The organism is Kineococcus indalonis (assembly GCF_009906395.1).
Lineage (GTDB): Bacteria > Actinomycetota > Actinomycetes > Actinomycetales > Kineococcaceae > Kineococcus > Kineococcus indalonis.
Genome location: NZ_JAAALM010000825.1, coordinates 1 through 1156, shown reverse-complemented (window position 1 = coordinate 1156; position 1156 = coordinate 1). Strand labels below are relative to the sequence as shown.

Below are 1156 nucleotides of genomic sequence, written 5' to 3'. Positions count from 1 at the left end.
AGCCCGGACCCCGCGCCCGGCAGCCCCGAGGCGTCCCCCTCGGGGCGGGCGTTGACCACCGACACCAGCAGCTCCCGGCCCACCTCCCCGGAGATCGTCACGACGGTGCGGGCGGAAGGGGCGTGCTTGTGCACGTTCGTCAGCGCCTCCTGCACCACCCGGTACACGGTGCGGCCCAGCTCGGCGGGCACGTCGGCGTGCACGGGCACGTCGGTGCGGAACTCCGCCGCCACCCCGGCCTCCCGGCTGGACTCCACCAGCCGGCGCACGTCCACCAGGGTCGGCTGCGGCGCCAGCTCCGCCGCCGTGCTCGCCCCCACCCCCGAGCCGGGGGTGCGCAGCACCCCCAGCACCCGGCGCAGGTCCTCCAGCGCGGAGCGGGCCGTCTCGCGGATCGTCGCCGCGGTGGCCTCCACCTGGTCCGCGCCCACGTCGGGGCGCACCTCCAGGCCGCCGGCGTGCAGCGCGACCAGGGAGATGCGGTGCGCCAGCACGTCGTGCATCTCGCGGGCGATGCGGGTGCGCTCGGCCAGGCGGGCCTGCTCGGCGCGCAGCGCCTGCGCCTGCTCGGCGCGCTCGGCGCGCTCCCACAGGGTGCGCACCAGGTCGCGGCGGGCGCCGACGTAGGCGCCGACGAACACCACCAGCGCCGTGCCCAGGGCGGCGGTGACCAGGGAGTAGCCCCAGGCGTCCACGGTGGTGCGCATCGTCGCGGCCGCGGAGGACAGGAAGCCCACCACGGCCAGCAGCACCAGCAGGCGGTCGCGCCGGCGCACCGCCAGGGTCGTGAGCGCGAAGAACACCGCCCCGTCGAAGGCGGTGACCAGCGCCACCGCGATGGAGACCACGGTCAGGGCCAGCGGGTGGCGCCGGCGCCACCACAGGCCCGCGCAGGTGGCCACGGCCACCACCAGCTGCAGCACGTCCAGCGGGCCCACGTGCGCCAGCTGCAGCGGCGCCGGGGTGAAGCCGCCGTCGGGGCCGGTGGTGGCCGGGCCCTCCACGAGGCCGTGGAACCACACCGCCGCCAGCGCCAGGGACAGCGCGACGGCCAGCAGGTCGCGCAGGCGCGGGGCCAGGGGCCAGCGGGCCACCCGGGGGTCGCGCACCGGCGGGCCGGCCGGCGGGCCGGCCGGCGCGGTGGCCGGCGCGGTGG

At 78.7% G+C, this 1156-nt stretch carries 1 protein-coding gene; it reads right to left on the bottom strand.

Annotation, left to right across the window (positions count from 1 at the left end; genetic code table 11):
• A partial coding sequence (locus GTR00_RS21375) for a sensor histidine kinase (protein ID WP_166613514.1) occupies nucleotides 1-1156 on the bottom strand: 1156 nt, incomplete at both ends.